The sequence below is a fragment of the Xanthomonas bromi genome (assembly GCF_900092025.1).
GTDB classification, from domain to species: domain Bacteria; phylum Pseudomonadota; class Gammaproteobacteria; order Xanthomonadales; family Xanthomonadaceae; genus Xanthomonas; species Xanthomonas bromi.
In genome coordinates, this window is the sequence record NZ_FLTX01000116.1 from 1 (window position 1) to 3,565 (window position 3,565).

3 protein-coding genes are annotated in these 3,565 nt (G+C 55.7%); 1 reads left to right on the forward strand and 2 read right to left on the reverse strand.

Features of this window, described 5'->3' with window-relative positions; genetic code table 11:
- Positions 1-582, forward strand: a 582-nt coding sequence (locus XBLMG947_RS20720; protein WP_139074474.1) for an ankyrin repeat domain-containing protein, incomplete at its 5' end; no start/stop codon positions are given.
- A gap of 54 nt (positions 583-636) precedes the next feature.
- Here XBLMG947_RS20720 and XBLMG947_RS22295 read toward each other — a convergent pair.
- Positions 637-1,251, reverse strand: a complete 615-nt coding sequence (locus XBLMG947_RS22295; protein WP_245228296.1) for a hypothetical protein — start codon at positions 1,249-1,251, stop codon at positions 637-639.
- A gap of 129 nt (positions 1,252-1,380) precedes the next feature.
- Positions 1,381-3,555, reverse strand: coding sequence for a DEAD/DEAH box helicase (locus tag XBLMG947_RS20725; protein WP_083993320.1), 2,175 nt, complete (start codon positions 3,553-3,555; stop codon positions 1,381-1,383).
- Positions 3,556-3,565: the final 10 nt, after the last annotated feature.

Genomic DNA, 3,565 nt, shown 5'->3' on the forward strand with positions numbered 1-3,565 from the left:
GTGGTCAAGCATCTGTTGCCTTATTCGTCCAAGATCCAATGTGCGCAGCATGGCTTTGCAGCGGCGGCCGAGAATAACCACGCCGACGTCGTTGAATTCTTGATCGAAGCTGGCCTTCCAGATCCCGAGGACACCTACGCATTGGGCCTTAACGTCGCTGCTGCCAACGGTCACGAACGCCTGGTGCGCACCTTGCTCGGGGCGATTGTGACAACCCACCGTGCGCCTCGTGACTTTGGCGAAGAGGCGCTGCAATTTGCAGCACGAACCGGGCATGTAGGCATCGTCAAGTCCATCTTGGAATTTGCGCACAAGACCGCCTATCCCGAATTGGCTTTGCACGTCGCATTCGAAAATGGCCATGATGAGGTGGCCGACATCTTGGTTCGCCGAGTGAACTTAGATGATGTGCGGGACCTGATCACAGACGAAGCGATTGAGGCGAAGCTTGATGAGGCGATCGCCAGAGTTGATACGGCCAAGCAGCGCAGAGAACTTCAATCCAACGAGCGCAAAAGGGTGCCGCAGAGTGATACGGCAGGGCCGGTGATGATGAACTCATCTCGTGGCGTGCGCTTGTAAGCAGATGTTGGCGAGATAAGACCAGATGTTGCCAGCATCCTCACACCTATGCTTCTAAGGACCTACTCTTCGTATTTCCCAATCGCCACGCGATAGCGTTCGGACCTGATGGAGATCGATGTCGTAGATGGCGATCAGGTCAGAACTGCTGGCAATGATGTGGCCTCGGATCTTTCGCTCACCCTTTTCCCAGAGTTCTGAATCTCCTCGCGAGACTGGACCGAGGAGTCGACCCTTTTCTGTGTTTGCGTCATCTTTACCAGCATGTTCGCCAAGCAAACCCGGCAGGGTCGCCACCAACAGGCCGACGAGAAATAGTGTCAGTGCGAGATAAACCCCCGAGGCAGCAATACCGGCCGCTGAGGAAATAAGCTTAATCCATGGATGCCGCAGGAAGAAATCCTTAATTCGACCTTCGCTAACTGGTCGAGCGGGCAGCCGATAGATCAAAACTGCGATCCACACAAAAACAAAAGCCATTACTACGGAAACCCAAGGGAACGAGCGAAAAATTCCAAGCCCTTGCAGCACTATGGCGTAGTAGCCGCGAACAACCTTCCAATCTGCCGACTGTGGAAATAGGTCGGCTTGAACGCCCCAGGCTTTGAGATAGCTTGTGTAAGCGACATGCCCGCAGCCGTGAAGAACGATTCCAGCTAGTGTTGTCACGGCAGCCAGACTACCGACGAAGCGGGTGATGGACCACGACCTCTTGGAGGATGCACTGTTCGCGTCTTCTGATGACGGGGTGGAACGCTTCGATCGGACAATTGCGATATGGCGCATAGTTCTCGTAGATCAATTGCGAGACGGGAAGGAGCTGCGTAGCCAACCCATAGCCTCATCAAGGTCTAGGTTAGAGCTGGCATAGGACACTTGAAGCAAGTGGGGCGAAAGCAGACTGTCCCACTTTTGGCTGGCAAGATTCTTCGCATCTGCTAATAGCATTTCAATGGACGGTGCCGGTGCAGCGGCAATCGCTCTGAGCGCTGTCTCGATGTTCTCAAGGGCATTCGGACCCCGCGTGATCTCGACCCCCAGGCGGCTACCCTGCGCCTTGAAGTTCCGGGCATTGAGTAAGCAAGCAATTGCATCGTTGGCCGCATCGCCCAGCCAAGTGAGAAGCAGGATGTCGCTTCCCCTATCCAGAAAGAGTTGGTCATCCAAGCCGTGTTGCTGGTAGCTGGTCCGTCCTTCGTCGATGAAGCGCTGCGCACACGCATCCACAAACGTTGGCGTCAGTGTTCCCTGATAGATCGCGCGCATGGTCTGACGCACCTTGGTGTGCACGCGCCCGCCGCCGCCGCTGAATAATGGAGGCGCGCCACTTTTCGTCGCAGACACATGGATCGTTTTCTGGGCCTCGTCGATCTGATCGACCAACCAGGTGCGCCCACCAAACAAAATACGCTGGCCGGTCGTGAGCATCTGAGAGACGGGCAGGGTGCCAAGCGGCTTGCCAGCGGCGACAATCCGGAATTCTTCGTCGACCGTGAACGCTGCATAGAACGAATAGTGGTTGACGATCCGATCACCGACAGACCCGTGTAGCAAAAGTCCGGATCCGTCTTGGATCAAGATGTCTTGCTGCCCCAAATGGCGCAGCAGCTCGACAAACGCATCACGAGACACCTGATTGAAAGGAGCATCAGGCGCGCATAGCAGTTGAAACGCCTGGGCTGCGGTTAGGCCGCCATACTGTGCGATGACTGAAAGGAGCTGCTGGATGAAGGTGGAAAGATGCGCACCTTTGACCACAGGCGGCTCATACCATTTCTCAGTGAGCAGCATGACCACGGCCAAAGTCTGGAAGGTGTCGAGCCTCAGGCGTGTTCGAAGATCCGCCTGCGAGTCGATGGCATCTTCAATCACATAGCCGCGCAAGATCGCAGCTTCACCTTTGCGTCTTCCGGATCTGCCCATGCGCTGGCGAAGACTGGCAACGGTGGGGGGCGTTCCGATTTGGGCAACGCTCCTGACCGCACCGATATCGATGCCAAGCTCCAGCGTATTGGTGCAAACGGCAGTCGCTGGCTGATCCTTTTGTTTGAGTGCAGACTCGGTGTCGTAGCGAATTTCTTTGGAAAGACTGCCATGGTGTGGCCAGAACTCGCGCGCCACACCACCTTTTTCGCAAAGTTCATTGAGCAGGTGGGTATAGCGCTCGACCTCACGGCGGCTGTTCGGAAAGACCAAATTGTTGCTGCCGCGAAGGGTTTTGAACAAATGCTCGGCCACAGCCAATGGTGCTAGTTCTTGCTTCTCCTTCTTGTCATCAACTTCGCCCTTTTGAGGAACAGGTTCTTCAAAGCCTTTGATGATAAGGAGAAGTTCTGACGCATCGGAAGGGGCGTCGACAATCGCGGCGGTCCCGGCTGGACGCAGAAAGCGCGCCGCCGCCTGCATATCACCCAGTGTTGCCGATAGCCCAATGCGAGGCACTTTACGACCAACGACGGTATCGATCCTGTGTAGCAAGGATTGAAGTTGTTTGCCGCGCTCGCTGCCGATGAAGGCATGCAGCTCGTCGATCACAAAGTAGACAAGGTGCTTGAAGATGCCCGCAACCGAGGTGCCTCGATTGCACAGCATCGCTTCCAGCGATTCTGGTGTGATCAGAACGACGCCATGTGGTTTCTTGAAGAAGCGTTGTTTGCTTGTGCTGCTGATGTCGCCATGCCAAGGCCACACCGGAATGTCGAGGTCTTCGCACAGTCGTTCCAATCGACCGAATTGATCATTGATCAAGGCCTTCAAGGGGCTGATGTAAACGATCAAACCTGCTGGGGTCTGCTGTTCGAGATACGTCAGCGCTTGAAGGAAGGCCGCTTCCGTCTTGCCCGAGGCGGTGCTAGCAGCCACGATCACATCTTGATCGGCAGGCAGGATCAGTGAGATGGCCATTTCCTGGACATCCCGCAGGGCTTCCCATTGCTCTGCCCACAAGTAGCGCTGGATGCCTGGCGAAATGATACGCCCAGGG